The sequence below is a fragment of the Streptomyces sp. NPDC032161 genome (genome assembly GCF_040636995.1).
Lineage (GTDB): Bacteria > Actinomycetota > Actinomycetes > Streptomycetales > Streptomycetaceae > Streptomyces.
Map to the genome: position 1 here is coordinate 1 of NZ_JBEZVN010000037.1, position 26,989 is coordinate 26,989.

Annotated in this window: 23 protein-coding genes and 5 pseudogenes; 14 read left to right on the forward strand and 14 right to left on the reverse strand. The window is 68.6% G+C overall.

All coding sequences use genetic code 11. From position 1 onward, the window contains the following. Window positions 1-1,108, reverse strand: a protein-coding gene (locus tag AB0E67_RS31495) for an IS3 family transposase (protein WP_362033159.1) whose coding sequence is annotated in 2 segments (ribosomal slippage) — window positions 1-784 and window positions 784-1,108 — 1,109 coding nt annotated over the 2 segments. Because the reading frame shifts where the segments join, the coding sequence is not laid out codon by codon here. This gene is flagged as partial in the annotation. A gap of 99 nt (window positions 1,109-1,207) precedes the next feature. On the opposite strand from AB0E67_RS31495, the gene AB0E67_RS31500 reads away from it, so the two are divergent. Beyond that, window positions 1,208-1,648: a hypothetical protein gene (locus tag AB0E67_RS31500; RefSeq protein WP_362033161.1), complete on the forward strand. Its 441-nt coding sequence runs from the start codon at window positions 1,208-1,210 to the stop codon at window positions 1,646-1,648. Window positions 1,649-1,692: 44 nt separating this feature from the next. Here AB0E67_RS31500 and AB0E67_RS31505 read toward each other — a convergent pair. From AB0E67_RS31505 to AB0E67_RS31530, 6 genes and pseudogenes are all read right to left on the reverse strand, one after another. Then, window positions 1,693-2,172, reverse strand: a pseudogene (locus AB0E67_RS31505) (transposase); the annotation flags it as partial. Between the two features lie 156 nt (window positions 2,173-2,328). After that, on the reverse strand, window positions 2,329-3,042 hold the full coding sequence (locus AB0E67_RS31510) for a GNAT family N-acetyltransferase (RefSeq protein ID WP_362033163.1): 714 nt from the start codon (window positions 3,040-3,042) through the stop codon (window positions 2,329-2,331). 97 nt (window positions 3,043-3,139) lie between these two features. Then, window positions 3,140-3,298 (reverse strand): annotated as a pseudogene (locus tag AB0E67_RS31515) (thioredoxin reductase); the annotation flags it as partial. Window positions 3,299-3,409: 111 nt separating this feature from the next. Next, a complete protein-coding gene (locus AB0E67_RS31520; RefSeq protein WP_362033166.1) occupies window positions 3,410-4,633 on the reverse strand; it encodes a Cmx/CmrA family chloramphenicol efflux MFS transporter in 1,224 nt (407 codons plus the stop codon). Next, window positions 4,630-5,013, reverse strand: a pseudogene (gene trxA, locus AB0E67_RS31525) (thioredoxin); the annotation flags it as partial. The gene AB0E67_RS31520 and the pseudogene trxA, both read right to left, overlap by 4 nt. A gap of 36 nt (window positions 5,014-5,049) precedes the next feature. Further along, a complete protein-coding gene (locus tag AB0E67_RS31530; RefSeq protein WP_362033249.1) occupies window positions 5,050-6,027 on the reverse strand; it encodes an NAD(P)/FAD-dependent oxidoreductase in 978 nt (325 codons plus the stop codon). 94 nt (window positions 6,028-6,121) lie between these two features. Between AB0E67_RS31530 and AB0E67_RS31535 the strand changes: the two genes are divergently transcribed. After that, on the forward strand, window positions 6,122-6,763 hold the full coding sequence (locus AB0E67_RS31535) for an XRE family transcriptional regulator (protein WP_362033169.1): 642 nt from the start codon (window positions 6,122-6,124) through the stop codon (window positions 6,761-6,763). 1,089 nt (window positions 6,764-7,852) lie between these two features. On the opposite strand, the gene AB0E67_RS31540 is transcribed toward AB0E67_RS31535, so the two are convergent. From AB0E67_RS31540 to AB0E67_RS31550, 3 genes are all read right to left on the reverse strand, one after another. Continuing rightward, window positions 7,853-8,725 (reverse strand): class I SAM-dependent methyltransferase, encoded by an 873-nt coding sequence (locus tag AB0E67_RS31540; protein WP_362033172.1) that lies wholly within the window; start codon window positions 8,723-8,725, stop codon window positions 7,853-7,855. Window positions 8,726-8,960: 235 nt separating this feature from the next. Then, a complete protein-coding gene (locus tag AB0E67_RS31545) occupies window positions 8,961-9,302 on the reverse strand; it encodes a thioredoxin domain-containing protein (protein WP_362033175.1) in 342 nt (113 codons plus the stop codon). Between the two features lie 167 nt (window positions 9,303-9,469). Further along, complete coding sequence (locus AB0E67_RS31550; protein ID WP_362033252.1) at window positions 9,470-10,444, reverse strand: NAD(P)/FAD-dependent oxidoreductase; 975 nt, start codon at window positions 10,442-10,444, stop codon at window positions 9,470-9,472. A gap of 117 nt (window positions 10,445-10,561) precedes the next feature. Here AB0E67_RS31550 and AB0E67_RS31555 point away from each other — a divergent pair, with 117 nt between their 5' ends. From AB0E67_RS31555 to AB0E67_RS31565, 3 genes are all read left to right on the forward strand, one after another. Next, window positions 10,562-11,233, forward strand: coding sequence for a hypothetical protein (locus AB0E67_RS31555; protein WP_362033177.1), 672 nt, complete (start codon window positions 10,562-10,564; stop codon window positions 11,231-11,233). A gap of 425 nt (window positions 11,234-11,658) precedes the next feature. After that, the gene (locus tag AB0E67_RS31560) at window positions 11,659-12,651 is read left to right on the forward strand and encodes an LLM class flavin-dependent oxidoreductase (RefSeq protein WP_362033180.1); all 993 of its coding nucleotides are present in this window, start codon (window positions 11,659-11,661) and stop codon (window positions 12,649-12,651) included. Between the two features lie 585 nt (window positions 12,652-13,236). Continuing rightward, the gene (locus AB0E67_RS31565) at window positions 13,237-14,568 is read left to right on the forward strand and encodes a GAF domain-containing SpoIIE family protein phosphatase (RefSeq protein ID WP_362033182.1); all 1,332 of its coding nucleotides are present in this window, start codon (window positions 13,237-13,239) and stop codon (window positions 14,566-14,568) included. Window positions 14,569-15,145: 577 nt separating this feature from the next. On the opposite strand, the gene AB0E67_RS31570 is transcribed toward AB0E67_RS31565, so the two are convergent. Continuing rightward, entirely contained in the window at window positions 15,146-15,670 is a 525-nt protein-coding gene (locus tag AB0E67_RS31570; RefSeq protein ID WP_362033254.1) for an ATP-binding protein, read from the reverse strand. Between the two features lie 165 nt (window positions 15,671-15,835). Further along, window positions 15,836-15,999 (reverse strand): annotated as a pseudogene (locus AB0E67_RS31575) (IS5/IS1182 family transposase); the annotation flags it as partial. A 355-nt stretch (window positions 16,000-16,354) separates the two neighbouring features. Here AB0E67_RS31575 and AB0E67_RS31580 point away from each other — a divergent pair. The 6 genes and pseudogenes from AB0E67_RS31580 to AB0E67_RS31605 all read left to right on the forward strand — a co-directional run bounded on the left by AB0E67_RS31580 (window position 16,355) and on the right by AB0E67_RS31605 (window position 20,488). Beyond that, the gene (locus AB0E67_RS31580; protein ID WP_362033185.1) at window positions 16,355-17,263 is read left to right on the forward strand and encodes a GNAT family N-acetyltransferase; all 909 of its coding nucleotides are present in this window, start codon (window positions 16,355-16,357) and stop codon (window positions 17,261-17,263) included. A 318-nt stretch (window positions 17,264-17,581) separates the two neighbouring features. Beyond that, entirely contained in the window at window positions 17,582-18,199 is a 618-nt protein-coding gene (locus AB0E67_RS31585; RefSeq protein ID WP_362033186.1) for a TetR/AcrR family transcriptional regulator, read from the forward strand. A 99-nt stretch (window positions 18,200-18,298) separates the two neighbouring features. Next, on the forward strand, window positions 18,299-19,525 hold the full coding sequence (locus AB0E67_RS31590; RefSeq protein ID WP_362033188.1) for a cytochrome P450: 1,227 nt from the start codon (window positions 18,299-18,301) through the stop codon (window positions 19,523-19,525). 35 nt (window positions 19,526-19,560) lie between these two features. After that, the gene (locus AB0E67_RS31595; RefSeq protein ID WP_362033191.1) at window positions 19,561-19,755 is read left to right on the forward strand and encodes a ferredoxin; all 195 of its coding nucleotides are present in this window, start codon (window positions 19,561-19,563) and stop codon (window positions 19,753-19,755) included. An 11-nt stretch (window positions 19,756-19,766) separates the two neighbouring features. Next, window positions 19,767-20,009, forward strand: a pseudogene (locus AB0E67_RS31600) (FAD-dependent oxidoreductase); the annotation flags it as partial. Between the two features lie 29 nt (window positions 20,010-20,038). Then, window positions 20,039-20,488, forward strand: a complete 450-nt coding sequence (locus tag AB0E67_RS31605) for a LuxR C-terminal-related transcriptional regulator (protein WP_362033194.1) — start codon at window positions 20,039-20,041, stop codon at window positions 20,486-20,488. A 374-nt stretch (window positions 20,489-20,862) separates the two neighbouring features. Here AB0E67_RS31605 and AB0E67_RS31610 read toward each other — a convergent pair whose 3' ends face one another. Continuing rightward, the gene (locus AB0E67_RS31610) at window positions 20,863-21,021 is read right to left on the reverse strand and encodes a hypothetical protein (RefSeq protein ID WP_362033197.1); all 159 of its coding nucleotides are present in this window, start codon (window positions 21,019-21,021) and stop codon (window positions 20,863-20,865) included. A gap of 1,506 nt (window positions 21,022-22,527) precedes the next feature. Further along, a complete protein-coding gene (locus AB0E67_RS31615) occupies window positions 22,528-23,412 on the reverse strand; it encodes a hypothetical protein (RefSeq protein ID WP_362033199.1) in 885 nt (294 codons plus the stop codon). Window positions 23,413-24,193: 781 nt separating this feature from the next. On the opposite strand from AB0E67_RS31615, the gene AB0E67_RS31620 reads away from it, so the two are divergent. The 3 genes from AB0E67_RS31620 to AB0E67_RS31630 all read left to right on the forward strand — a co-directional run bounded on the left by AB0E67_RS31620 (window position 24,194) and on the right by AB0E67_RS31630 (window position 26,984). Continuing rightward, entirely contained in the window at window positions 24,194-25,048 is an 855-nt protein-coding gene (locus AB0E67_RS31620) for a hypothetical protein (RefSeq protein WP_362033202.1), read from the forward strand. Between the two features lie 502 nt (window positions 25,049-25,550). Beyond that, on the forward strand, window positions 25,551-25,892 hold the full coding sequence (locus AB0E67_RS31625; protein WP_362033205.1) for a hypothetical protein: 342 nt from the start codon (window positions 25,551-25,553) through the stop codon (window positions 25,890-25,892). A gap of 39 nt (window positions 25,893-25,931) precedes the next feature. After that, window positions 25,932-26,984 (forward strand): M12 family metallopeptidase, encoded by a 1,053-nt coding sequence (locus tag AB0E67_RS31630; RefSeq protein ID WP_362033207.1) that lies wholly within the window; start codon window positions 25,932-25,934, stop codon window positions 26,982-26,984. The last annotated feature ends 5 nt before the right edge of the window (window positions 26,985-26,989 follow it).

Here is a 26,989-nt window from a genome sequence, read left to right on the forward strand (position 1 = left end):
ACCCCGTCGAAGCGGCGGGCATCACGGAGCGTCTCGCGTTTGAGGGCCGCGTTGAACGACTCGGCAAGTGCGTTGTCCGCGCTCGTGCCGACCGCGCCCATGGACCGTATGACACCCAACTCGGCGCATATATCAGCGGATTGGCGGGTAGTGTACTGGGCTCCGTGATCGCTGTGGAAGATGGCTCCGGCCAGGCTGCCGCGGACCCGGGCGGCCGCCCGGAGCGCGTCGGCGACCAGGGAGGTGCGCATGTGGTCGGCGATCGACCAGCCCACCAGCCGCCGCGAGAAACAGTCGATCACCGTCGCCAGATACAGGAACTCGCCGTCACCCACCGGCAGGTAGGTGATGTCCCCGACGTACTTGGTGTTCGGCGTGCTCGCGGTGAAGTCACGCCCCAGCAGATCCGGCACCGGGGTGGCGGACGATTCGGGCACGGTGGTGACCTGCCGCTTTCGCAACCGCAGCCCGGCGATGCCGAACTTCCGCATGATCCGCCCGACGCGCTTGTGGTTCACGCGCTCACCGTCCCCGCGCAGCTCGGCGGTGATCCTGGGGCGGCCGTAGGTGCCGTCCCACTCGGCGTGCACGGCCCTGATCCGCTCGGCGAGCGCGGCATCGGCCCGCTCGCGGGCGGCACGGGCCTGGCGGCCGGCCCGCCATTTGTAGAAGCTGGAGCGGGTAACCTCCAGCACGGCACACAACCGCTTCACGCCCCAGGCGCGGTGGTGGTCCTCGATGAACTGGAAGCGGTTGGTCACCAGGTCATCTCTTGTGCGAAAAACTTCGTCGCCTTGCGGAGAATGTCCCGTTCGGTGGCGAGCTTGTGCATCTCCTTGCGCGCTGCCGCCAGCTCCCGGCGCAGGGCCTCGTTCTCGGCCTGGAGCTCCTCGGCCGTCGGCGGGGAATCCACCGTGTTCTTCTCCGTGCTCGTGCTCATCGTGCTGCCCCCGCCGCGGCGGGCTCGTTCGGCCCGCACCCAGTTACGCAGTGTCTCGCGACTGATCCCCAGATCCTTGCCAATGCCCTCGAAGGTGTGGCTCGGGTCCGACAGGTACAGCGCGACAGCGTCCGCCTTGAACTCGGGCGAGTAGACCTTCATCACCATAAAAGACGCCTCCTACCCGGCCCCTACCGGGCCGGGATCAGAGGTGTCCACCACTCGGGGGCAGGTCCCCCTGGTGTTGACGCAAAGCTGCCCGCGACCGTGCGTATCGCTGGGGTTGTGTTGAGAAGGATGGAGAGTCCTCCATCGCTGGCCTGCTGGACCGGCTGCTTCCCGGAGTCGGCAGGCGCGGTCGAGACCGGGATGAGTCTGGTGATCGAGCCAGCCGCTCCGCCAGACGAGGCCACCCTCCAATTCGCTCACGACGTTGTGAGCCGTTTCGATCTCTTCGTCGACCAAGCTCTGGAGTACTGCCGCACCCGGCTCCGGGAACCACACTTCGAACTCACAACTGAGGAACTGGGCTGGCTGGATCTTCCGGAGTTGCCACTGGCAGTTCCCGAAGCAACGGTGTGGGCCGACCAGGCCTGGGCAATCCGTTTCGCGGAGAGCAGGCTCCGGCTGGCGGACCCCTACGGCATCCTCGTGACGTTCAACGGAACGCAGCCTGTCGACGTCGAAGGCCTCGACGACGCGCAATGAAACGCTCGTTGCGCCATCGGGCGAGTGTTCACGGATGGCGGGTTGGGTCGCTCGTCCCGGCGGTGGGTCGTCCAGGCGCGGCGGATGGGCTGCGGATTGCGTTGATCGTGTCCGCGAGGTCGAAGAAGGCATCGATGACCGTCATACGGCGTTCGTAGCAGCGGGCGAGCCGGTGGAAGGTTCTACCAGGCGTGGGTGCGCTCGACGTGCCGTCGTTGGCTGGCTTGGATCGGCGCCTTCTCGCCCTTGTGCGCGATGCTGCCGTGCAGACCACGCTCGGCGAGTTCGGTCCGGGTCTTGCCCGAGTCGTAGCCAGCGTCCAGGTGGACGGTGATGCCGTCGGACAGCGGCCCCAGCTCCTCCAGCAGATCCAGGGTCGGGGCGAGCAGCGGCGAGTCGTGGCGGTTGGCTCCGGCCAGGACCCGCCCGGGCGGGATTCCGTAACCATCAGTCATGACCGGGCGCTTCAGACCTTGTCCACCGCGGTCGACCGGTGAGCGCCCGGCGGTCTCGCCGCCGGGCGGTGTCTCCGCCGGGCGGTGTCTCCGCCGGGCGGTGTCTCCGCAGTGGAGGCGATGCCCCGGAACAGCTGATCATTGTGCCGCCGGTCCGCCGACGGCCGATCAGTCATTCGGGCACGCCGGTCTCGCCGCGGCCACCTGCCGCCGTCGTGGAGAGTTTCAATCCGGCGAGACGACATCCCATGTGCCGAATCGTGTCAAGCCGGCAGATTCGGCCACCGCCACCGAGGCATGGTTGTCGAGCTGGCAGCGGTACTGAGGTTCGTGTTTCCGTGCGAGGGCCTGCCGGGAGATCGCCCGTACAAGGCGCCGGGCGTGGCCCTTGCCGCGGTAGGGCGGGAGGGGCAGCACGCCGAGGTCGGCCAGCGGAGCATCGTTCCATGGGTACATGCTCGCCACGCACACCAGCCGTCCGTCTTCGAACGCGCCGTAGACGGCCCAGTGATCCAGTTCGACAGATGCGTCGTCGAGATCCTGTTCCGACGCGGCTTCCTCGAACTGCTCGAATGCCGGCGCATCGGCCTCGGTGAGCGGGCGGATCGAAGGGGCGTCCGGTTCGCCGAGCAGCATCTCCCGGTCCTTCTCGGTGAAGTAGAACAGGTTGTCGGCCCCGTGCAGCGAGATGCCGGACTCTTCCGGGCCTTGCCTGAAGCCCGCCTCGTCGACCGGCTGTCCTTCTTCCAGTGCCATGATCGCGGCGATGGTCGGGGTGAGCAGTACGCGTGTCCTTCCGTCGGTCGTGGTGAGAATGGTGAGTCGTTCGTCCTCCTCCAGGGCGGCATCGGCGGTGACCCTGAAATTGTCGTCGCCGTAGAGGAGTCGGCCTGTCGGGGACGGGCTCAGCCAGAAGTCGGTGATGGCGGAAGGGAACACGTCTGGGACTTTCTGTTCATCGTGGTCGGTGATGGCTGGGCGATGCCCTGGATGGTCGTACGGCCGGACGCGCCCGGGTTTCAGAAGTGTTTGACGAGAGCTGGGCACCGTAGCGGTCGATCTCGGCGCGCCCGAGGTCGAGCAGGGCAGCCGGGGGCAGGCCGTCGAGGGAGAGGAAGCCGTGCATGTGCGCGGCGGGCGCGTTGCGCGGCTCGCCGACGTCGATCACCACCACCTTGCGGCGAGCGCGGCCGAGGCCGGCTGACGGTCGTCCCTCTCGTCGAAAGCCTGGCTGCCACCAAGTCCAAGACGATTGTGCTGACGCCACCGCAGGCAGCGGCAGTCCCTCCTGTGCGGTGATCCGGCATCACGCCGGCGCTTGATCCGGCTGCACGCTGCGACGTGCCATCACTCGATCGAGAAGGATGACCGGCATGGTGACCACGGCCAGGCCGGCACCGATCCAGACGACCGAGGTGATACCGACACCGGTGCCGAGGGCGGTCCCGGCCAGTACGGGGACGAGGCCGATGCCGAGCTGGAGCGCGGAGGTGGAGGTGGCCCCGGCGAGTGTCGGCGCGTCCCATGCGACGGTGAAAACGCGTCCGTAGATGGCTGGGTTGAGCACGAATCCAGCTATCCCGAGGAGCAGGACCAGGGGAACGACAGCCAGCGCGTACTTGGCGAGGAGCGCCAGCAGGACGGAACAGACCAGGATTCCGACCGCCCCGGTCATCAGAGCCTGCGAGGGCCGTCTGTCGGCGATCCGGCCTCCGATGGACAGGCCGATGAAAGCGCCGACGCCGAACAGCGCCAATATCACGGGAACCCAGACATCGCGGATGCCAGTGACGTCGGTCAGGAATGCCGCGAGGTAGTTGAACGAGATCATGTAGGCAGCGGTGCTCAGGATGGTGATGGCGTAGACGATCCACAGCTGCGGTCGTCTGACGGCACTGAGCTCACGCCGCACACTCGGTTCCACGCTCGTGCTCGTTGCCGGCAGCGCGAAGAGGACGGAGAGCGCGCCGAGGACCGTGAGGACGACCACTACCCAGAATCCGCCCCGCCATCCCGTGAAGTGGCTGATCAGCGCGCCGGCCGGTCCACCCGCAGTCATCGCGAGGCTGAGCCCGCTGACGACGACACCGGAGGCACGGGCGGTGCGGTCGGGGGTGACAAGGCTGATCGCGGTGACCGTCGAAACAGCAAAGAATCCGGCGTAGGCGAGACCGCAGAGGAAGCGGGTGACAATCAGCACCGTGTAGTTGTCGGTCAGAAGACCGACTGCCACGGATGCGGCGAAGATGGCCTGGCTGGCAATGAGCGTGGTTCGTCGTGGCCAGTGCAGGGTCAGGATGGCCAGCGGAGGCCCGCCTATGACGACGCCGATGGCGAACGCCGAGATCAGGGCACCGGCGGATGACAATGTGATGTGCAGGTCGTCCGCGACTGCCGGTAGCACCCCGGCGACCAGGAACTCCGCGCTGCCCATCGCGAACAGGCAGAAGGCGAGCAGATAGACGCCGAACGGCAGCCTCCCGTGTGTGGCATGCAACCGCGGTGCGGCCTGTTCGGTTTCGGAACTCACCGGCCATCACTCCCGGCCCGCAGGATCGAGTTGAGCTTCTTCTCCAGGACGTGCTTGGGCGCCGCACCCACCCACGAGCCTGCGGGCCGGCCGCTGGTGTAGACGACGAAGGCGGGAACAGAGGTGATGCCGAGTTGGGCGGCCAGCCCGGGTTCCTCGTCCAGGTCGACCTTGACGACGTCCAGGTGGCCGGACTGTTCGGCGGCCAACTGCTCCACGATAGGGGTGACCATCCGGCACGGGTGGCACCAGGTGGCCCAGAACTGGACCAGGACGGGTCGCTCCGCCTGGAGAACGCGCTCGGTGAACGTCTGCTCGGTGACGCTGTCAACCGAGCGAGGGGCATGTGCGGGCATGCGTGGTCTTCCTGTCTTGTACGGGTGGGAGAGTGGGGTCCGGCGTTGCCGTGCTGGTGGCTACCGGGTGGCGGCGGCCGTGTGGCGGTGCTGTTCGACGGCGCGGTCGACGTCCTCGTCGAGCAGGTCGGTGTTGATGGCGAAGGCGGCGGTGGACCCCATGCCGGCGGCGGCCACGACCTGCGCTCGCGGGTCGGCGACGTTGCCGACGGCCCAGACACCCGGGATGCTCGTGCGGCCGGTGCGGTCGGTGACGACCCAGCCGGCGTCGTCCTTGTCGCAGCCCAGCCGGGCCAGCAGTTCGTCCTGCGGGACGAAACGCGGGAAGAGGAACGCGGCAGCGCGCGGGACGACGCGGCCGTCGGCGAGTTCGATTCCGCGGAGCCGGTCGTCGTCGACGACGAGCTGCTTGATCTCACCCTCGATCAGGTGCAGACCCCGTGCCTCCAGTTGTTCCCGGTCCTGCGCGCTCAGGTCCAGGGTGTGCGGGAGAAAGACGACGTCGTCGCTCCACTGACGCAGGAGCAGCGCCTGGTGGACCGCTCCCGGGTGGGTGCCGAGGACGGCGAGGGGCTGGTCGCGGACTTCGTAGGCGTGGCAGTACGGGCAGTGCAGCAGGTCCCTCCCCCACCGTTCGTGGACGCCGGGGATGTCGGGCAGTCCGTCGCGCAGTCCGGTCGCGATCAGGACGCGGCGTGCCTTGAGCACGACCCCGCCGGCCATGCGGACGTAGTAGCCGTGGTCGATCTGTTCCACCCGGCCTTGGAGGAGCTGGACACCGTAGCGGTCGACCTCGGCGCGCCCGAGGTCGAGCAGGGCAGCCGGGGGCAGGCCGTCGCGGGAGAGGAAGCCGTGCATGTGCGCGGCGGGCGCGTTGCGCGGCTCGCCGGCGTCGATCACCGCCACCTTGCGGCGAGCACGGCCCAGGAGCAGGGCGGCGCTGAGGCCGGCCGCTCCGGCGCCGACCACCACCACGTCGTGGACCTCGTCCGTGTCGCCGTGCTGCGCCGTGCTGTTCTTGTTGTTCGTCGTTTTGATCACGGGAAAGACCTCCTGCCGTGATCGTGCGCGCCTGGCACTGGAACGACAACTTCTGTTGCCATTTCCGGGACGTGCGAGGTGGAATGGGGGTATGGACGAACACTCACCGATCGCCGCCACGCTGGCCCAGGTCGGCTCCCGCCTCAGGCGCGTCCGCGCGCAGCGCGGCGTGTCCCTGTCGGCGTTGGCCGAGGCCACTGGCATCTCCAAGAGCACCCTTTCGAGGCTGGAGTCGGGGCAGCGCCGGCCGAGCCTGGAGCTGCTGCTGCCCATCGCACAGGCCCACCAGGTGCCCCTGGACGAACTCGTCGGGGCACCGGAGGTCGGCGACCCGCGGGTCCGCTGCAAGCCCCGCGTCCACAACGGTCGTACGACGATTCCCCTGTCGACACGGCCGGGACGCCTGCAAGCCTGGAAGTCGATCATCCCCGCGGAACACAACCGGCCCAAACCGGTCACGCACGAAGGGTACGAGTGGCTGTACGTCCTGTCCGGACAGGTCCGGCTCATCCTGGCCGACCACGACCTGACCCTGGGGCCGGGCGAGGCGGCCGAGTTCGACACCCGCCTGCCACACTGGTTCGGCCCCGCGGGCGAGTCCCCCGTGGAGGTACTCAACCTGTTCGGCCCCCAAGGAGAACGCGTGCACGTCCGGGCCAAGCCCACTCGTCTCCGCCAGGGCCAAGAACGTGTACGCGGACGGCGGCCAGATCATCCAGACCTTCCCTCGTGAAGGCATCCTCGACGAGCTCACCCTCACCACCGCCCCAGTTCCCCTCGGCGTGGGCGTCCCGCCCTTCGGGCACCTGGACCGTGACATCGACCTGATTCGCGGTGACACAAGGGCGCCGGGCGTCGGCTTCGTCCGGACCGCCCGCACCGTCGACCGAGCGGCCGCGGGCTGAAACGACCTGTCAGGGCGCTGCAACCAGCCTCGGTGCCGGGCATCGGCCAGGCGCGGATGAGAGGGCCGAACTCGCCCTCCGGCCCGGCACCACCACTGCGGCGGTGCCGGGCCGCAGTGTGCCCCCTACCCGGACCGGCGTGCCGGTGTCGGCCACCGGACGTATCACGATGGCGTGGGTCCGGCCGGATCGTCGAGCGGCGCGGCTGGGCGAGCTCCCGGAGCGGCTTCGTGTGCGGGGCCGGCGGGCACGCCCGCCGGCATGCCTGCTGCACGCGGTGCCGTGAGGAAGCGCCGGAGCGTGCACCCCCGAACGCGATGTCGCGCGGGCCGGGACCGCAGGCGGCCTTCCGCCGCGGATCGCAGCGCGGCTCGCGGCTCCTGTACCGGTCGGAGCCCAACGCATGCAGACGCTGCAGGACGGCTGTCTCTGTCAGGGCCTGAGATGGCGTGCTCGGCTCCTCCGCCCGATTCTCGACGGCCACGGGTCCGCGGACATCGAGCCCGGAACAGGATGTCCCGGCGGCTGGCCGTGCACGCGGGGTTCGGCTCCCGCCAGGTCTCCCGTCTCCCGGATCTGGCCGGGCCGACCACTCACCCCGTTCTCTCTGAACACACAGCGGTCTGGCCTCGCGCCGGAACGGGCGAGGCCAGAACCTGAACGGTGTTCAGTGATTTTCCAGTGCCGTGACCGGCAAGGTTTGCCCGGAAGGAGCGTCGTCCGGTGCGTGCGATCGCAAGGCGGCCGGAAGCCCCCGAATGGGGTCTCCCCTGCTCGAACGAAGCTGAGAGCTCGGGGAAGGGCTACGTGGGCTTGTGGCCAACGCCGCGAGCAATGGGGTCTCCCCTGCTCGAACGAAGCTGAGAGCTCGGGGAAGTGCCGGCGGCGCGACGGGGCAAACGTTGCCGGGAGCGGCACTAGGCGGTGCGGGAGCGGGCGGTGTGGACGGTGGTGGCGGTGAGGTAGAAGGCGTCGGGGCGCCAGAGGATGCCGGTGGGGGCGTCGGCGTCCAGGAGGGTATCCAGGGCCGCGCGGTCCTGGTCGTCCAGGTGCTCGCCGAACTGATCGCGCTGCCGGGCGAGACGGGTGTGCAGGTACTCGCGGGCCGGGAGTCCGAGTGGCGCCGGCAGATCGGTGAGAAAGGTGCGCGTGCCGGTGGGGACGAGTCCGGCCTGGGCCAGCATGGCGGGCCAGTCCTCGATCTCGTCCACGGAGCCTGGGAGTTCGGCACGCATGGTGGCGAAGCCTTCCTCGTTGCCGGCGTCCAGGCGGGCTTGGAGTCCCGGGCGGCCCAGACCGATGTCACGAGGGAGGAAACGTACGGGCAGGCCGCGTTCGGCCACGGCGAGCAGCCCGCCGGGGCGCAGGGAGGCGGCGAGCGCGGTCAATGCCGCCTGCTGGTCGCCGAGATGGTGGACGGCGTTGGCGGACCAGGTCAGATCGGCCATGCCGAGCTTTCCGAACTCGTCCGGGAGGTCGGCCTGTTGGGTGGCGATACGGCCGGACGAGCGTGCGCGGGCGTGCTCCAGCAGGGCAGGCGACTGGTCGACGGCGACGACCTCGGCGTCCGGGAAGGCGTCGGCGAGCAGGCCGGTGACTATGCCCGGTCCACTGCCGACATCGAGTACACGCCTCGGGTCGGCGCCGGCCAGCAGATCGCGCAGCCAGTCCGTGGCCTGGGTGAGCGCGGGGGTGTGCAGTTCGGCCTCGCGTTCCAGATGGGAGCAGAGGGCGTCCCAGTCGATGTCGTGGGCGTGCTCCTGGGTGTGGCGGTGAACGTGGTGGTGCATGAGGTACTCCGATCCGGGAGGAGGTGGCTGGGGTCTGTCCGGCGGATCGAGGCGCACGAAACCAGAGGTCGGATGTCGGCCGAGGTGAGCGGGGTCCGGCACGCCCATCTGCGGCATTGTCGTCGGTTGCCGACGCTCCGCCTGCGCCATGGCCTGCTGGACGGGGCTTGGCCAGAGGTGCGCACGGCGGGCATGACGTGTTCCGGCGCGCGGAATCCGTGATGCCCGCCGGAGCTCAGCGGAGGAAGGGGCCCAGGTGTCGTTCCAGAATGGGTTTGGGCGCGGCCCCTGTCCATGCCTTCGCGGGGGCGCCGTCGGCGTAGACCACGAAAGCGGGGATCGAGGAGACTGTGTGCCGGTCCGCCAGTCCGGGCTCCTCGTCGACGTTGATCTTGACGACGTCCAGGACGCCCGCACGCTCGGCGGCCAGCTCCTCGATGATGGGGGTGACCCTGATGCACGGCCCGCACCAGGGGGCCCAGAACTGGATCAGGACGGGCCGCTTCGCTTGCAGTACGCGGACGGGAAACGTCTGCTCGGTGACGCTGTCCACGGGACCACCGCGCTTTGCTGCCATGGTGAGACTCTCCTTGTCGATGTGTTCGTGAGCGAGTACCCCGACGCCAGGGGCGATCCGACCGCGCAGATCACCGAGCGCCCCGGGGCCGGGCCTGCTCGGCCGCCCCGATCTCTCGCAGGGCAACGCGGGCTGCCACGACGACTCCCCCGTGGCCGGCGCAGCGATCAGGTCTGGGCAGCCGTGGCGCGGTGGCGCGCTGTGGCATGCTCCACGTCCTCGTGGAGCAGGTCGGTGTTGATGGCGAACGCAGCGGTGGAGCCCATGCCGGCGGCGGCGATGACCTGTGCGCGCGGGTCGACGACGTTCCCGGCGGCCCATACCCCGGGCACGCTGGTGCGGCCGGTGCGGTCCGTCACGACCCAGCCCTGGTCGTCCTTGGCGCAGCCGAGCAGCGCCAGAAGGTCGTCGCGCGGGGCGGGCCGGGGGAAGAGGAAGACCGCGGTCCGGGAGATCACCCGGCCGTCGGTGAGCTCGATGCCGCGCAGGCGGTCGTCGTCGACGACGAGCCGCACGGCCTGGCCCTCCACGACGCTCACGCCGAACGCCTCCAGCTGTTCCCGCTCCTGCTCGGAGAGTTCGAGAGCGTGCGTGAGGAAGACGATGTCCTCGCTCCACTGGCGCAGAAGCAGGGCCTGGTGCACGGCCCCCGGGTGTGTGCCGAGAACGGCGAGGGGCTGGTCACGGACCTCGTAGCCATGGCAGTACGGGCAGTGCAGAAGGTCCTTGCCCCAGCGCTCCCGGACACCGGGGATGTCGGGCAGTTCGTCGCGCAGCCCGGTGGCGACCAGGAGACGGCGGGCCCTGAGCACGGGTCCGCCCTCCAGGCGCACGCCGTAGCCGGGCTCGGCATGTTCCACCTGGCCCCGGATGACGTCGACCCCGTAGTGGGCGATCTCGGCCCGCCCCAGGTCGAGCAGGGTGGCCGGGGGCAGGCCGTCACGGGACAGGAAGCCGTGCATGTGCGCGGCAGGCGCGTTACGTGGTTCACCGGAATCGATCACCACCACCCTGCGACGGGCCCGTCCCAGCAGCAGCGCGGCACTCAGGCCGGCTGCTCCGGCACCGATCACCGCCACGTCGTAGACCTGGTCACCAGTCGGCGCCGCGCCTCCGCCGCGCGTATTCACCGTCGTCTTGATCACTGCGATCACCTCCGGCCCCCAAGGTGCTCCAGCACTGCGCCACGAGCAAATTCTGTTGCCATTTCCGGGACAGCCGGATTGATGGGGTCGGGGACAGCCGGTGCGATGGGGCGCGTGGACGAGCAGTCCCCCGCCGCCGCGCTCGCCCAGACCGTCACATGGCTCCGCCATGTGTGGACCCTGCCCGCGCTCGCCGAGACGAAATGGAGGAGGGGCTCGTGGACGGTGGGTCGTAGAGTCTCACGCATGCATGCAGAACGTTCTCCCGAGCCGCGTGCCCTCCTGATCAACGGCACTGTCGGCGTCGGCAAGACATCGGTGGCCGAAAGCGTGGGCGACCTTCTCACCCATGCGGGCATACCCAACGCCGTCATCGACCTCGACTGGCTGAGGCAGTCCTGGCCGACGCCGTCGGAAGACCGCTTCAACTTCGGCATGATGCTGCGAAACCTACGCGGCGTCGCGGGTAACTACCTCGCTGCAGGAGCAGATCGGCTGGTCCTCGCGGGTGTGATCGAGAATCAGGAGGACCGGAAGCTGTGCGGCGATGCGATCGGTATCGAGCTTTCGGTGTGCCGCCTCCAGGCCGAACTGCCCGTCATCCACCAGCGCCTTACGCGGCGCCACGATGGAGAGCCCGAGGTATTGCGATGGCACCTGGCCAGGGCCGGCGAACTGGCCGGGATCCTCGAACGAGCAGTGGTCGACGACTTCACCGTCGACGCCACCACGCGCCCGATCGGTGAGGTCGCCGCCGAGGTGACGAGGAAGGCGGGCTGGCTGTGACGCACCTTTCGTGCCTGCGTCGGATCAATGGCAAAGCACCCGCAGTGGGCGGCCCGGACGTGGGGGCTGCATTCGGCTGTCGGCGAGCCGGCCACGCCTGCCCCTCGCCGCAGGCACCAACGTCCCCCTCGCCGCCGAACTCGGCTGTCTCGGCACGCCCTCCGGCCCCGCCCACAGCGGCCGGATGACCCGCCTCATGGCGCTCGACCACGCCTTCCCGCTGCCGCCCCGCTCTCCGCGACCGCGACTGCGACTGCGACTGCGACTGCGACTATCCTGCGTGCCGGAACCGACCCGCCCGCACGGGACGGCGCACAGCCACTGAACGCCCGGGCGCCACCGCCCTGGCACCGTGCCCCGCTCGCCCCGGCCGGCTGCCGGACCGGGTGAAGGACAAGCCCGCCACTCTGCACAAGGAACCCGCCATGCCCGAATCAGACCGCAACCCCACCTCCGGCCGCATTGGCGTAATGCTCCCCCGCGACCTACCCGTCCAGGACATACTGCCGTTCGCCCGGCGAGCAGAAGAACTGGGATTCGACCAGATATGGGTGGTCGAAGACCTCGGCTGGCGCGGCGGACTCGCACAAGCCGGCCCCGTCCTCGCCAGCACCACCCGCATCACCGTCGGCATCGGCATCATGCCCGCCGGTGCCCGCAACGTGTGCTTCGCCGCGATGGAACTGGCCACCCTCGCCCAGCTCTACCCCGGCCGGCTGATCGCCGGCATCGGACACGGCATGGCCGACTGGATGCGCCAGGCCGGAGCCCGGCCCGCCAGTCCCCTGACCCTGATCAGGGAATACACGACTGCGCTGCGCCTGCTCATACGCGGTGAGCCCGGCCCTGCCGACGGCCGCTACGTGCGCTGCGAGGGCGTCGTCCTCACCGAAACCCCCGACATCGTCCCCCCGGTCATCCTCGGCGTACGCGGTCCCAAATCGCAGGCGGCCGCAGGCGAGGTGGCCGACGGGCTCCTCCTGGCCGAGCCCGCGGCCCCCGCCTACATCTCCTCCTCGCTGCAGCACATGAACGGCACCCCTCACACGAGCAGCCCCGAAGTCGTCACCTACGACGCCGCCGCCGTCGACGACGACGAGGACACCGCTCTCGCCCGCGTCCGCGACGGCCTGACCGCCATCGGCGAGCCGGCCTGGGCCGCACACATCAACCCCCTTCCCTTCGCCGCACAGTTGCGCGAACACCGCGCCGCCTGCACCGACGCCCGGACATTCGCACAGACCATGCCCGTCGACTGGGTCCGCCGACTGAGCATCGCCGGAACCCCCGCCCAGGCACGCGAAGCGATCAAGGCCCGCCACACAGCCGGCGCGACCAGCGTCGTCCTCACCCCCACCGGCCCCGACCCCCTCACATCCCTCGACTCGCTCGCCCGCGTCCTGGACCCACGCCCCTGAACCGAAAAGACGCCACGATCCCGAAGAACCTCACACCCACCGACCGACAGATCGCCCTGTTCGCCCCTCTTCAGGGGCATCGCCCTCTGCCAGGACCCAGGGAGCCCTGGCAGAGATGGCCACTTGATGCAAACGCGCCGACAGACGCGTTCACCGAGGCCTTCCAGGACTGCCGCCCGCTCCACGACACCGCGCGGCAGTCCATGCCCGAATAGCAGAAAATGCCGCCGTTGAACCGCCGGCCTGCATGAAGCCGCTTCCCCAGGGCAGAGCCGCTGACTGGGGCAGCGAGAAGCGGTGCCAGCACGAGGTGGACGAGGCGCCGGAGGCTATCGAGATCACCCGAGCCTGAAGACGCCACCGTCGGTGGGGCGGGTGGGCCTTCCCCGCCCCACCGCACCGGAGGGTGCCGACTGGGGGTGGCATGCTGCCGCGGGAGTAATGGCCGGGGTGGACCGCCTCGTCGTGTCACGCTGTGGTGTTGTCCGATCACAGTGGGGTCAGGAGGCCGGGCGTGTATCGCTGGCGTGAGTGGCTGTGTGAGTCGATGCGTGACCGCGGTGCGGATGCAGTGGCCGGGCGGTCATGATGGCGGGCAGCCAGGAAGAACCCGAGCAGCCGCACATTGACCTGAGGCTGCGGCTGGATCGCCAGCTGGACCAGATCGCCGCGCAGCTGCGGGACCTGGCCGCCGCCAAGGACCGGCTGCAGGGGCTGCTGAACGCGGTGCTGGCGATCAGCCAGGAGACGGATCTGCCCGCGGTCCTGCACCGCATCGTGACCAACGCCAAGGACCTGGTCGGCGCCCGCTACGGCGCGCTGGGCGTACTGGACGAGTCCGGCGAGCAACTGGAGCAGTTGATCACGGCGGGCCTGTCGGGGTCCGAGCGCGACGGCCTGGCCGGGATCGAGTTCCCCCGTGGCCGCGGTGTTCTCGGACATCTGATCCACCACCCCGAGCCCCTGCGCGTCGATGACATCCGTGCCCATCCCGCCTCGGCCGGGTTCCCGCCCGGCCACCCGCACATGCGCACCCTCCTGGGCGTCGCCATCAGCGTCCGCGGCACCATCTACGGCGACCTCTACCTGTCCGAACGCCGTGACGGGCAGCCCTTCGACCACAACGACGAGGACATCGTCGTCGCCCTGGCCGGCGCCGCCGGCATCGCCATCGAGAACGTCAGCCTGTTCGAGCAGGTCCGCACCAGCGCCGAACACTTCCAGCGCCTTCTGCTGCCCACCCTGCCCGACCTGCGCCCCTTCACCGGTGCCGCCATCTACCGCCCAGCTCCCAGTCCCGGCCATCTCGGCGGGGACTGGTACGACGCCCTGTGGCTGCCCGACAACACGTGCGCCGTCGTGATCGGCGACGCCGTCGGCCACGACCTGCGCGCAGCCGCCTCCATGGCCCAGGCCCGCAGCATGCTGCGGGCCCTGCTCTACGACCGCCTCACCCCGCCCAGTTCTGTCCTCACCCAGCTCGACCGCACCCTGCACGACATCACCGACCTGCCCGTCACCACCGCCTGCCTGGCCCGTATCGAGCCCGCAGAAGACGGCTGGAGGCTGCACTGGAGCACGGCCGGCCACCTTCCCCCGCTCCTGATCAGCCCCGACGGGCACACGGAGTATCTCCATGCCGAGCCGGGCCTGCCGCTCGCGGTCAACACCGACCAGCACCGTCCCGACCACACCCACCCCGTGCCCGCCGGGGCCACCGTGGTCTTCTTCACCGACGGGCTCGTCGAACACCCCCGCCACCCCATCGACCACGGCCTGGCCCAACTCGCCGAACTCGCCGCCGACCATGTCCGCCTGCCGCTCGACGACTTCGTGCATTTCCTCGCCGACCGCCACCCCAGCGACGGCCACGACGACCTGGCCATCCTCGCGCTGCGCACCCCACCCGCCATCTGACGGGCGCACGCTGGCACGAACAGCCGAACCGTTTGACGGCGGGGAGTCAATCGGATCGGACCGGCCGTTCCCGCAACGCCACCCGCGCTACCGAGCACCACCCCGCCGCACCGGGGACGCTTCACATCGCCATACCGTGGGTATCTCGCTGCTTCACTTCGATCAGAAGACCCGGCCGCCAAGCCACACCACGCGCCGGAACCGATGGCCCGGACTACGCCCGGTGATCGGGCTGTCCGTCGTGTTGCTGCTCCTCGGAGGGGCGGTGAGGACCCGCGTCGGACATGGTGCCGCCGGCCGCGTCGGGACAGTCGTTGTCCACGGCGCGGGTGGTGTTCCAGGGTGGCTACGGCACGAGGGTGACGGCCCTCGGCAACGCGGCGGCTGTCCTGCTCGCCCGCCCCAAGGCCCTTGCGCGGATGCGGCGTCAGCGTTCAAGAGCCCTCGCTCCTGATGGTGGGCGTACCCAGGTCGACGTCGGCTTCCTTCTGGGGCAGCAGGTCGAGCTGGAATTGGCCGGGGGCCAGTGGAGACTGATCCCGCCGCGGCTCATGCTGTCCACGGCACAGCTGACCGATCACATGAACGATGGCCATCGATCGGCGGCCCACTCCAGCCACCCTGGCCACCCCGGAGGCGGAGCACCGATCTCCCGCCCTGCGAGTTCCGCGGCGTCGGGTTCCTGGAACAGCGCCCTCCAGTTCAAGAGGTCCGCCTCGCCCATCGGGAAGGTCTGGTCCGGGGCGGTGGACTGGCGATGGGCGATCCGATCGCGTTGGGTGTCATGGTCCACCTGCACATACACGAGGTGACAGGACGCACCCACAGAAGCCGCCAACCAGCGGATCGCGGACCGCTCATCGCGAGACCAGCATCCGAAATCCAGGACCACGTTCGTTCCGAGCCTCAGCGTCTCCAGAGCAAGCCGGAGCAGTCGGCCTTCCAGCACATCGCGCTTCCCCTCCGCCTCCGGCTCGCCGAACAGCGGAATCATCCACTCATCGGGGGTCAGGCGCAGCGCGCTGTGCTCCTTGGCCAGCTGCCGAGCCTTCGTGGTCTTTCCGGCCCCTGGCAGGCCGACTGTCAGGAACAACGTGGTCACACTCGGATCGTTCGCGGAAACCGTGCGGAGGACAACTGCTTTCTCTGCGAGATCGCCAGAGCCCGGTGCCCGGGCCACTCGGGTCAGCCGACCCCTGCCGGGAGGTCCGGGCTTCCACCGGGGGTGGCCACGGCCTGCTCGCTGTCTGCGGCCCGACGAAGGCGCCTGGCCCGGCGTGAGCAGAAGGGCCACGGGGCGGCAGCCGCCCTCACAGGTGAGACGGATCTGGCAGATCAGGCCGCCCCACGAGCGTCCGGGTCCCTCGTCGGGGTGGTGGTGCCGGGGCTTCGCCCCTGTTTCGGGACCCGCGGCTCGACCTTGCGCGCCCCCGTCGGACGGGGCTCAACGGGCCTGCCCGCACCCGGGGCCCGTACGACGCACACTCGTGGCTGCACATCGCGGGGCCGGGATGTCGCCCCCGCGGGGAAGTGTGCGTTCACTCGCCCTCGCACACCAGCCAGGAACCATCCTCCGCAGACCGGCCCTCCTTCCAGGTGCCACGGAAATCCGTGGACGGACCCTTGGCAGATCACCTACCGTGTGACCCCACGCCCTGAGATGGACGGAAGGAGGCGAGTGCCGTGCGGTTCACACCTTTCCAGCGCTCCCCTTTTCCGCTGTCCCGGCGTGGTTCGTGAGTCTTGACCGGGAGCGCTCCAAGCAGCCTGTATCCCGGAGGAATCCATGACCGATCTGGTCATCCGCGCGCTCTCCGCGAGCGACGCCCGTCTCTTCGACACACTGCCCGACCCGCTGGGCGCCCGTGAAGGCCATCGGCGTACCCGGTTCCGCACCGACTGGATGCGTGTCGCCCTGCGCGACGGCGAGCTCGTCGCACGTGGCGCGTGGTGGGGCGGCCCCGACGACTCGACGCCCGTCAACATCAACTGGTTCGACGTGGCCGAGGGCGAGGAGGAGGCGGGGGCCGAGCTCCTGCGCTCCGCTCCCTGGCAGGTCGAACTCGAGATCAACCTGCCAGGCGGCTGGCAGGACAAGCCCGACCTGCGCGCCGCCGCCGATGCACGCTTCGCCGCCGCACGAGCCGCCGGGTACGAACCCCTGGTAGAACGCTTCCTGTACCGCTGGACCCCGGACCGAGGCCTGCCCGAGCGACCCGGACACCTGCGCTTCAGTGCCGAACCCGACGACGCCGTGTTCTTCGGCGCGTTGCGCCAGATCCACTCCGTCACCCTGGATACCCACGCGCTCAGGGCCATCGAGGAGGGCGGCCTCGACCAGGCCGCCCAGGAGGAGCTCGACTTCTTCCACTGGTGCCCCTCCCCACGGGAGTGGTGGCAGACCGCGTACACGCCGGAAGGCGACCTGGTCGGCATCCACATCCCGGCCCGCAACCCCTCCGGTCCGACCATCGGTTTCATCGGAGTCGTCCCGGAACAGCGCGGTCACGGCTACGCCTACGACCTCCTCGTCGAGTGCGCCCACTTCCTCGTCGAGGAGGGCGCGGAGTTCGTCAGCGGAGCGACGGATCAGGGCAACTTCCCTATGGCCGCGAACTTCGCCAAGGTCGGCTTCCCCGTCGTAAGGGAACGCGTCAACTTCCACCCGGCAGGCCAAGCGGCCTGCGAGGAGTAGCACGCGGTGAGGGGTCCGGCCCGAGGACGGGTCGGAACTCATCGCCCGGCAGGACTTGTCAGGGCGAGCACGTTCGCAGTCAGATCCTCGCCGGGCTTGCCTCGTCGCACGGCACACGCGGGGGGCGGAGCGCAGGACCGCCCGTCCGTACCCCGGCGGGGCCGGAGGCCGCTTCGTCCGTCCCGCTCCCGTACCCGGCCCGGTTCGCGGAAGGCCCGGTCGCCCCTGTCCGGTGGGTGGTTGCGGTGTGTGATGGGTGCCGGTCGGTTCCGGTCACACTTGGCGGGTGAACGGCCACGAGATCAGGAGGAGTTCGGGATGGATGAGGGATTCACACGTCGTACGCAGAGCCGGTGGGGCGAGGGTGCCGCGCTGAAGGAGGAGATCGTCCGGGCCGCGGCGCGGATGCTGACGGAGTCGGGCCGGGAGCGGGATCTGTCGCTGCGTGCGGTGGCGCGGGAGGTCGGGATCTCGGCGCCCAGCGTCTATCTGCACTTCAAGGACCGTGCGGAGTTGGTGGCGACGGTGACGCAGCGGGCGTACGCGCGGCTGGCCGCCGAGTTGCGGGAAGCATGGACTGGCGAGCGGGAGGCCGGGGCACATGCCGCCCTGCGGGCACTGGCGCAGCGGTACTGCGGTTTCGCGCTGGACAACCCCCGGATGTACCGGCTGCTGTTCGGGATCGAGCGGATCGAGGTGTCGCGGGACGAGGCGGCATCGCATCCGTTGTGGACGGTGCATGCCGTGTGGGCCGACGCGGTGGCGGCCTGCCACGGCGAGCGCGGGGGAACGACCGACCCCGAGCGGGTGACCGCCCTGCTGTGGGCGTCGGTGCACGGCCTGGCCGCGATGGCGGTGGCGGTGCCGTTCGCGGCGGACCGGGAGCGGATCGAGGGAATGGTGGACGACCTCCTCGATCTGGTGGTGGCCAAATAGAGCGCAACGGCCGGTCACCCTCCGCGATTTAGTTGTATGAGGCTACTAACGCTGTTAGGAAAGTGGCCGCGTGATCCCTCTTCCCCACGGAGGCGCCGTATGACCGAGACCGCGGACACCACGGTCGAACTGCCCGAGCACCCCAGCCCCCGGGCGGCCGGCTGCCCGTTCGACCCCCCGCCCGCGCTGCGGACGCTCCAGACGGACAGCCCCGCCGCCCGGGTGCGGATCTGGGACGGCAGCAGCCCCTGGCTGATCACCCGGCACGATCACTTGCGCACACTGCTCGGCGATCCGCGCGTCAGTTCCGACCCCACGCTGCCGGGTTTCCCGCATCGCAACGCCGGGATGAGGGAGCGGGACCGGCAGAACCCCACGTTCCTCAACATGGACGACCCCGAGCACGCCCGGCTGCGCCGCATGGTGACCGCTCCCTTCGCGGTCAAGCGGATGAACGCGCTGCGGCCGGCGGTCCAGAAGATCGTCGACGATCTGATCGACGAGATGCTCGCCGGACCCAGGCCCATCGACCTGGTCGAGGCGTTCGCACTGCCCGTCCCCAGCCTGGTCATCTGCGAACTGCTGGGCGTCCCGTACGAGAAGCACGACTTCTTCCAGCGCCGTACCAAAGTCATCGTCCGTCGCACATCGACCCCCGAGGAGGTGCGGGAGGCGACCGAGGCACTCACCGACTACCTCGACGACCTCCTGGCCGCCAAACGCGTGACGCCCGGCGACGACCTGCTGTCCGAACTCGCCGTCAAACGTGTGGCCACCGGCGAGATGACACAGCGCGAGGCCGCGCGAATGGGCGTCCTGCTACTGGGCGCGGGGCACGAGACGACTGCCAACATGATCGCGCTGGGCACCCTCGCCCTTCTGGAGAACCCGGACCAGCTCGCCCTGCTGCGCGAGTCGGAGGACCCCGCGGTGACCTCTGCCGCGGTCGAGGAACTGCTGCGCTACCTGAACATCACCCACTCCGGACGCCGCCGGGTGGCGCTGGAGGACATCGAGGTGGACGGCCTCACCATCCGCGCGGGCGAGGGCATCATCTTCGCCAACGACATCGCCAACCGCGACCCCGACGCCTTCCCCGACCCGGACCGCCTCGACGTCACCCGCGACGCCCGCCGCCACGTCGCCTTCGGGTTCGGTGTGCACCAGTGCCTGGGCCAGCCGCTGGCCCGCGTCGAGTTGCAGTGCGTCTACAGCACCCTCTACAAGCGCGTCCCCACTCTCCGGTTGGCCACCGGCATCGACCGACTGGACTTCAAGCACGACGGCTTCGTCTACGGCGTCTATGCACTGCCCGTCACCTGGTGACCTGTCACTGTCCCCCGAGCGGAAACGAGAAGCCCATGCGTGTGGAAGTCGACCAGCCCAAGTGTGTCGCCTCCGGCCAGTGCGTCCTGCTGGCCCCCGATGTCTTCGACCAGGACGACGACGGCATCGTCGAACTGCTCACCGAAACCCCCGACCCCGCCCACCACGACGACGTCAGGGAGTCGGCTGCCGTCTGCCCGGCCGCGGCGATCCGCCTGGTCCGGGCGTGACCGCCGCCCCACTGCGCCGGATCGTCGTCGTCGGTGCCTCGGCGGCCGGTCTGTCGGCCGCCGAGACCCTGCGCCGGGAAGGCTTCGACGGCTCGCTCACCCTGGTCGGCCGAGAACGCCACCTGCCCTACGACCGGCCGCCCCTGTCCAAACAGATCCTCTCGCGCGCCTGGGCCGTCGAACGGACCGCCCTGCGCCCGCGGGCCGATGTGGAGGCCCTCGACCTGGACCTCCGGCTCGCGACCGCCGCCACCCCGGAGCCGTCGGCAACGTGGTGCGGGGCATGCGGGCGGGAGAGACGGCCCGCGCGGTCCCGCGCCTTCTGCTGCGGCTGGCGATCGCCGACCGGGCCATCGCCATCTGTCCCCTGGTCCCCGGCGGGCCGAGCGGCAGCACCGAGGAACCCACCACGGCCCTGGTCCGTGGCAGCAGTCTGCTGGAAGCGCTGGTCGCCCTGTTCGAACGCTACTGGGAGGACGCGGTGCCGCTCCATGTGAGCGAGACCGGAACGGTCAGCGGCACGGACGGCTCGCCCAACAACCACGAACTGTCGGCGACCGACCGTCAGTTGCTGTCGCTCCTCGTCGCAGGTGTCACGGACAAGGCCATAGCCGGTCAGATGCGGCTCAGCAGACGGACCGGGCAGCGGCGCGTCCAGTCGATGATGGCCCTCGTGGGCGCCACCACACGGATGCAGTTGGCATGGCAGGCCGCCCGGCGGAACTGGATGTAGCGAGACGTCGGCGTCTTTCCCTTCGACCGCCGCAGCCGCAGATGACGCGGGTCGGGGCCGGCCTGCGGGCACGGTGTCCTTCGTCCCCGGCGTATTGCCGGACGGTCACGGCGGAATCGGCCGGGGCGGCGGCACCGGCCGCGGCGGCCGGGCCCGTACCAGCGGCCGGAACGGTAGAACTCGCATGTGGCGCCGGGCGGCCGGGGTGCGGAACGGGCGTGGACGGACGGGCAAGGGCAGGTGCGGGCGGGCAGCAACAGGGCGAGTTCGGCGCGCGGTCGGCCTGTGGATGGTTCGAGGAGCTGGTCACCTTCTCCAGCGCGGAACTCGGTTCCGCCGCACCCGGGTTGCGGGAACACTGGCTCAACCTGGGCTCAGTGGTCGCGCAGACGGTGCTGCTCGACGTCCTCGTCGCCCTCGTCGCCCTCGTCGGCATCGCGGTGCCCGCGCTCACCCGGGTCTTCGTCGACCGAACGCTGCTCGGCTCCGACTCCGGAACGCTGACCACTGGTGGCGGCCCTGGCCGTGGCCACGGCGGTCACCTTCAGCGCCGGCTGGCTCCAGCAACGCCTGCTGGTCCGGGCCGAGACCGCCGTCGCCCTGGGCAGTGCTGCCCGCCTGCTGCGGGCTCGCGCACCACACTCAACGCACCTGCCCACGACCTGACGTCACTGAGATCCCCACCCACAACACACCGATCACCAACCTGCTCACCCGTCACGGCAAGCACCGTTGCAGTACTGGGCCACCCCGAGTCGGATCACCTTGCGTGAGACGTCGGGAAGGCCACCCTCGCTGTCCCGCCCTCTGCTCGGCTTCGGCCGGAGCAGAGGGCGGTGTCGTACGTACGGGCTCAGCCGTCGTCGCCGCCGGCCGGGTGTTCGGGCGATGCAGTGTCAACGGAGCAGCAGGTCCCGTAAGCACTGCATGCGAACACCCCCACAGCTTCCTGCTGTTTCAGCATCCTGCTGTACCTGATATCGGGGAGTCGTGACCGAGACCTGTTTCTATGAATGGGCATAGAGAAGCCCGCCAGTTCAAGTCGGCCTTGGGCAGCTTCTTCTGGGACCGGCGGGCACCCGACGATCACACGCAGAAAGGTGATGCATCGTGTCCAAACACCGTACCTCCGCTCGTGAGGCAGGACCTCATGGCCTGCGCGGTTGGAGTGTGGTCCTGGCAGCGATCTCAGCGTGCGCGAACGTGGCCCGCCTGGTCCGCGAACTCCTGGTTCACCACTGAGGGCTGTACTTCGAATCACCCAGTCCGGCAACATCCCTGGTCAAGAAGCCTGGTCCCCGCGCACACCGAGATGTTCCCGGATGGAAACGGCCCATCGTCCGACTCGGCCTCTGGCCCCCGCGTATGTGAGGCTTCGCTCATCCCGTCCCCTGCCCGGCTTTTGACCGGACAGGGGGCGGTTTCATGCGTCTGAGGTCAGGCGCTGCGGCGGGCGCGCACGGCGTCGGTGTACAGCTCACGCGTCAAGTCGTCGCTGGCGCAACCGCGCTTCGGCGAGGCGAACGCCGCCGCCAGAGACTCGGCTGACTCTCCGCTCTCGGCAGCGCGGCGAGCAAGGGACGGTGAGCCGGGGCAAGGAGAAGGACCCGGAGCTCTCGGCCGCGCTGCTCACGAGGTAGGCAGAACTCGCGCAGCAGCCAATCGTTCACCCCGCCAAAGGCGGCGCCCTGTGGCAGTCGCCCGGCGGCATCGTCGAGCAGAACGAGGCCCCCTCGACACCGTCCGCCAGGAATGGCGCTGCAGCGTGGGCAGGTCGACATGGCCGTGCCACGGACATCGGTCGCACGGGTGTGAACATCGAGGACGTCCGTATCGACCATGAGGCCGATCAACTCACCGGGCTGGCTCACATCAGCGTCGTGTCCGGCCTCGGCGGGATCCTTCTCAGAGCCCTTCGGACTCACGGATGGCGGCGGTGCTGAGTACGCCGTCGGCTCGTCCGAGCGCTGACCTTCATGGGCATACCGGACCGGCAGCACACCGGTTGGTCACGCATGGGTTCCTGATGCCCCGACGGGTCACCCGGTCCGGGAATAGTGCTGGAGGTAGAGGAAGATCGAATTCCAGCCCGAACCCACGTGCACGATGTGCAGCTGACCTGCCGAACCGAAGTCCCAGGCGGCGATCCCCTCGACCTCGTCCCCGGATTCGACGTCCTGATCGAACGCGTGGGAGACCTGTCCGGAGGCCGCGTCGATCGAGTAGACCGACTTGGCCGAGTCGTCCACGGACGCGTAGAGCTTGCCCTGCCACATCGCGGCACCCTGGATCCTGCTCAGGGGCTGCGACAACGTCACGGTATTCACCACCGGGAGCGTGGAGCCTGCCGGAAGGGTCAGTAGATCGTTCAGGCTGTATACGACCAGTTTGTTCGTCCCCTGTGCGGCGTCCTGGGTCCAGGGTGCGGTGTAGACCAGCCCGGCGGCGGCGTCCACCGCGACCCACGGCACACCACCCGGCATCTGTGCGAGCGGCAGCTGCACGTAGCGGCCCGTGTAGCTCAGGTCACTCGCGTTGTACAGCGCCAGCAGCGGATGTCGGTAGTCACTGCCGCCGTCCTCGATCGGCGCGATCACATAGCCGTCGTGGTACTCCACGTCACCGATGTGATCGCTGCCGTACGTCTGGCTCATCGCCGACGGAATCGGGAACATCGACGACGCGACTTCCGAGTCGTTCGCGACGGTGGCCTTCACCATTCCGCCGGGTCCGGCGTAGTAGAAGTACGTCCCGTCCGTCGCCACGCCCTGCCCGCGTTCCAACGCGTTGAACCCGGTCCAACGGTAGTGGTCCCCCGTCCGTGTCCAGGCCGAGGCCATCGCGGGAGGCGCCGCACCCCCGATCGCCAGCGCGATCGTGGCCGCCACGGCCGTCGCGGTCGCTGAAATCCTGCCTGGCTTCATCCGAGCCCGACCTCCTTCGTCCGATGTCGCACACCTACGTCTTCCGTGAGCGAGAGCGGTGGCGTCCCGATGCCGGGCCACGGTGCTCCTCGCTCATGCGCCGAGGACGTGGTTGCGCATGGTGGCGACGGCCCGGACCGTATGATGCCGTCCCTCCTGCCGGTGGTCACGGCATGGGAAGCCGCCCCGAGCAACGGATCGCCGCTGCCCCGCGCACAGCACACCACCCGCAAACAACCGCTCGCCCGCGCGTCCCCGGACCGGGAGAAGTCTCACACCACAACGCTCGGACCTCAACACCTCATGCATACGAGCGAACTGACGCCGATCACGGCCTCCCGCACCACGCGCCGGACCCCGGTCACAAGCACCGCTCGCCCCCGCGAAGTCGGAATCGCCGCCCCGATGGCCACCTGAGGCGGATTTCGACGATGTCGCGGTGGCGAGAGTCCTCCCGATGGAAGTGGATCGGCGAGTGGAAACTTCCGAAAGATGGATGCACCCTGGAGTGAGGAGATCCATTACGCCTTGGGTGACACCGGGAAGACGGCGCAGCGAAATGTCTTGGCCCCTGCGGTAAATCCACTATCGGCCCGATGTGGATCTTCTCAACCGAGGCCGATCCGGGACCTTCTGTCTGCAGCCACCATCTGACCAGGCGGTTCGACCACCTCGCTGCGGTCGGATGTCCGGGAATCTCGGGAGCATCCGAGAACACCTTCTGCGCGAGCAGCGATGTGAGGCTCTCTCGTCAATGGCGACAGGAAAACGAGGTGACACCATGACGCTGGCCCCTCCCACTCGCAAGATCTCCCGGCCGATCAGCCGGGCCACCTCCGATGATGTCGTTCGCGGCACCTCACTGAGGAAGTTTGAGCAATCCCTGGCGGAATTCGGGAATGCCCTCATCACAGAGATGCGCACTCATCACCGGTATCCCACCGACCTCGAATCGGGCGCTTCCGCGACGCTTGGTGACGGCGAGACGATAGAGGAGTTCAAGAGGGACCTGCTCGACGGCCTCACCAACCGTCTTCGGCCCGAACTCACCCCGCTCAGGCTGGACATCCACCCCGGAACCCAGGTGGTGGCAGCCCCGTATGACCACAGTTGGCAGACCGGACTCGGGCTTCCCCTGTCAGGGGTCGACGGACACATGTCTCTTCTCGGGGGCGACGAGTTCTCCGGCGCGGGCCTCAGCTTCTTCATCACGGCTACCGCGGACGTTTCGGTGGCGGTGACCCCGCAGGGGAGCTACGAGCATTCGTTCTTCGACCTGCAGACCCATCCGAATCTGACGACGACGGGCGGGGCCGGGTCCATCGTCTATGGCAGCGGCGGGACCACGATCGTGGATACGAAGGCCACGCTCTGGAACCGAGTCGGCATGTCCCCCGGCACCGGGGAATCCGTGAACATCGCGATGGCCGACATCACCGGCATGTCAGGTGGGCCTTTCCCGGGGCAGCGCCTCTTCCCCGTCCTGTTCGACATGCATCAGGGAGACACCTACGAGGTGTGGATCTATCTCTGGAATGCATGCGCCAACACCACCGGAACGCCCTTCCTCTGCAGCCAGTCCGGCAAGGCCCCAGTCGTGACCGTGGACGCCGGACCGCCGTTCATCCTGGGTTAGCCTCAACAGGCGAGCCAGGAGACGCATGCGTGGGTGCCGCAGCCGGATCCCGTACCGATCAGTGCCTGACGTCCAGGCCGGTAGAACTTGGGCGGTTGCGTGATTCACCAACTGTAATCACCCGTCGAGCGTTCCAAGACCCTACTCCAGGAATGACCATTCAGCGGTCAATTGCTCCCGGCCCCGACATTCCCCGGGAATGTCATCGTCGGCAGAAAACGATGGGGTGTTCCGTTATGTCCAACGATCAACCGAAGGGTGTCCCGGCACCGCTCCGGAGCTTCGAGCCAGCTGTCGAACTGCTCCAGGAGGCACCAGAGGAGGATGTCCGGAGCGGGCTCAACTCGACGGTCCGTGAGAACGAGGGTCCGGTGGCCGGTGACACCGATGATATGGCGGAGCAGCTGCCTCCCGTGGTGCCGGCGGAAGAAGTGCCGCGGACCACTCTCGCAGAACGGTGGCGCGAGCACATAGAGACGTCTCGACAGCGGGGAGCGTGATCATGCCGTACTTCCGCAACAGTCATTCGTCGACGATCCAGGTGGTCGGAATGTACTGGGACCCGCAGACATGCGGGCAGTACGGGAACTTTCGGACCATGGGCTGGTGGCGCATCAAGCCTTATGAACGGGTTCTCATCGCGCCCAACAATGCGCACTTCTTCTACTGGTACGCCGAGTCCGACGACGGGTACAGGTGGGACGGCCGCTACGGACCCGTCTACACCTATCTCTACCCGTTCGACTCCTGCCTGAATATCGGCTCGACCAGCGCGTGGAAGACAGTGACGATGCAACCGCACGACCAACAGGCCTATCCCGGGGGCGTGAATGTGGACGTGTGAGCCCCCACCGCGAGCGCGAGTTCAGAAAGGAGCATCGCCATGGTTGCTCGAGAGGAAAAGGATGCTCAGCGGTATTGTGCCCAGCCTCCGCAGAGAATTCCCGCACTACCCCCGGGTCTCAGCCTCCCACGGACCAGGGCCATACTGGCCAATCATGCGAAGTGGGTGAACGGTACCCAGCTGCGGTACAGCTTCCTCGACGGCGCCGACGACGGTGTGGCAAAGGCGTGGTTGACCGAGGTTCATAACGGTTTCGAGGAGTGGGAGAGCCTTGGAATCGGATTGCATTTTCGCCCCGAGGACAACTCTGCGGAATCGGAGATCCGGATCACCTTCGCCGACGACGGATCCTGGTCGTACGTCGGCACGGACTGTCTCGGCATCAGTGCCGAAAAGGCCACGATGAACTTCGGGTGGGATCCGACCTCGCCCTACGGCAAGGCCACGGTCCGGCACGAGATAGGGCACTCGATCGGTTTCTGTCATGAACATCAGAATCCGTTCGCCGGCATCGAGTGGGACGAGGAGAAGGTCTACGCCTACATGGCCGGGCCGCCCAATTTCTGGCCACGGCAGACGACCTACGACAACATCATCCGCAAACTCTCCACGGACCAGGTGACCGGTTCACAGTGGGACGTGGCGTCGATCATGGAATACGGGTTCGGGCCCGGTCTGATCAAGCGGCCGGAAGCATATCGGAACGGAATTCCCTCCCCCCTCAAATTGTCCGATCCGGACAAGGAATACGTGCGCAGGTGGTATCCGTCGCTGGCTCCTCACATGGACGAGTTGAAGCCGTTCCAGTCGGCGGTCCTCGGCCTCGGCTCAGGAGAGCAGGCCAACTACGAGGTTGTCCCGGACAATAGCCAGAAGTATCAGTTCGGCACTTTCGGGAACGCCGATGTGAAGATGGTCCTCTTCGAAGAAACCGAAGGTGAGAACCTGCGCTACGTCACGGGTGAGGACGACAGCGGCGAGGACCGCAACGGCCGCTTCGAGGTCAAACTCTTCAAGGGGCGCCGGTATGTCCTCCGCGTCCGGATGTACTCCACGTGGGGTTCTGGGAACGCGTCGGTCATGTACTGGTGACCACC

What these genes read in the sequence shown, in the direction of transcription:
- AB0E67_RS31540 (WP_362033172.1), bottom strand. Translation starts at nt 8,725, where the DNA reads ATGCACCACCACGTTCACCGCCACACCCAGGAGCACGCCCACGACATC.
- AB0E67_RS31545 (WP_362033175.1), bottom strand. Translation starts at nt 9,302, where the DNA reads ATGGCAGCAAAGCGCGGTGGTCCCGTGGACAGCGTCACCGAGCAGACG.
- AB0E67_RS31580 (WP_362033185.1), top strand. Translation starts at nt 16,355, where the DNA reads ATGACCGATCTGGTCATCCGCGCGCTCTCCGCGAGCGACGCCCGTCTC.
- AB0E67_RS31535 (WP_362033169.1), top strand. Translation starts at nt 6,122, where the DNA reads ATGGACGAACACTCACCGATCGCCGCCACGCTGGCCCAGGTCGGCTCC.
- AB0E67_RS31620 (WP_362033202.1), top strand. Translation starts at nt 24,194, where the DNA reads ATGACGCTGGCCCCTCCCACTCGCAAGATCTCCCGGCCGATCAGCCGG.
- AB0E67_RS31605 (WP_362033194.1), top strand. Translation starts at nt 20,039, where the DNA reads ATGCGGGCGGGAGAGACGGCCCGCGCGGTCCCGCGCCTTCTGCTGCGG.
- AB0E67_RS31565 (WP_362033182.1), top strand. Translation starts at nt 13,237, where the DNA reads ATGATGGCGGGCAGCCAGGAAGAACCCGAGCAGCCGCACATTGACCTG.
- AB0E67_RS31625 (WP_362033205.1), top strand. Translation starts at nt 25,551, where the DNA reads ATGCCGTACTTCCGCAACAGTCATTCGTCGACGATCCAGGTGGTCGGA.
- AB0E67_RS31585 (WP_362033186.1), top strand. Translation starts at nt 17,582, where the DNA reads ATGGATGAGGGATTCACACGTCGTACGCAGAGCCGGTGGGGCGAGGGT.
- AB0E67_RS31595 (WP_362033191.1), top strand. Translation starts at nt 19,561, where the DNA reads ATGCGTGTGGAAGTCGACCAGCCCAAGTGTGTCGCCTCCGGCCAGTGC.
- AB0E67_RS31560 (WP_362033180.1), top strand. Translation starts at nt 11,659, where the DNA reads ATGCCCGAATCAGACCGCAACCCCACCTCCGGCCGCATTGGCGTAATG.
- AB0E67_RS31590 (WP_362033188.1), top strand. Translation starts at nt 18,299, where the DNA reads ATGACCGAGACCGCGGACACCACGGTCGAACTGCCCGAGCACCCCAGC.
- AB0E67_RS31630 (WP_362033207.1), top strand. Translation starts at nt 25,932, where the DNA reads ATGGTTGCTCGAGAGGAAAAGGATGCTCAGCGGTATTGTGCCCAGCCT.
- AB0E67_RS31615 (WP_362033199.1), bottom strand. Translation starts at nt 23,412, where the DNA reads ATGAAGCCAGGCAGGATTTCAGCGACCGCGACGGCCGTGGCGGCCACG.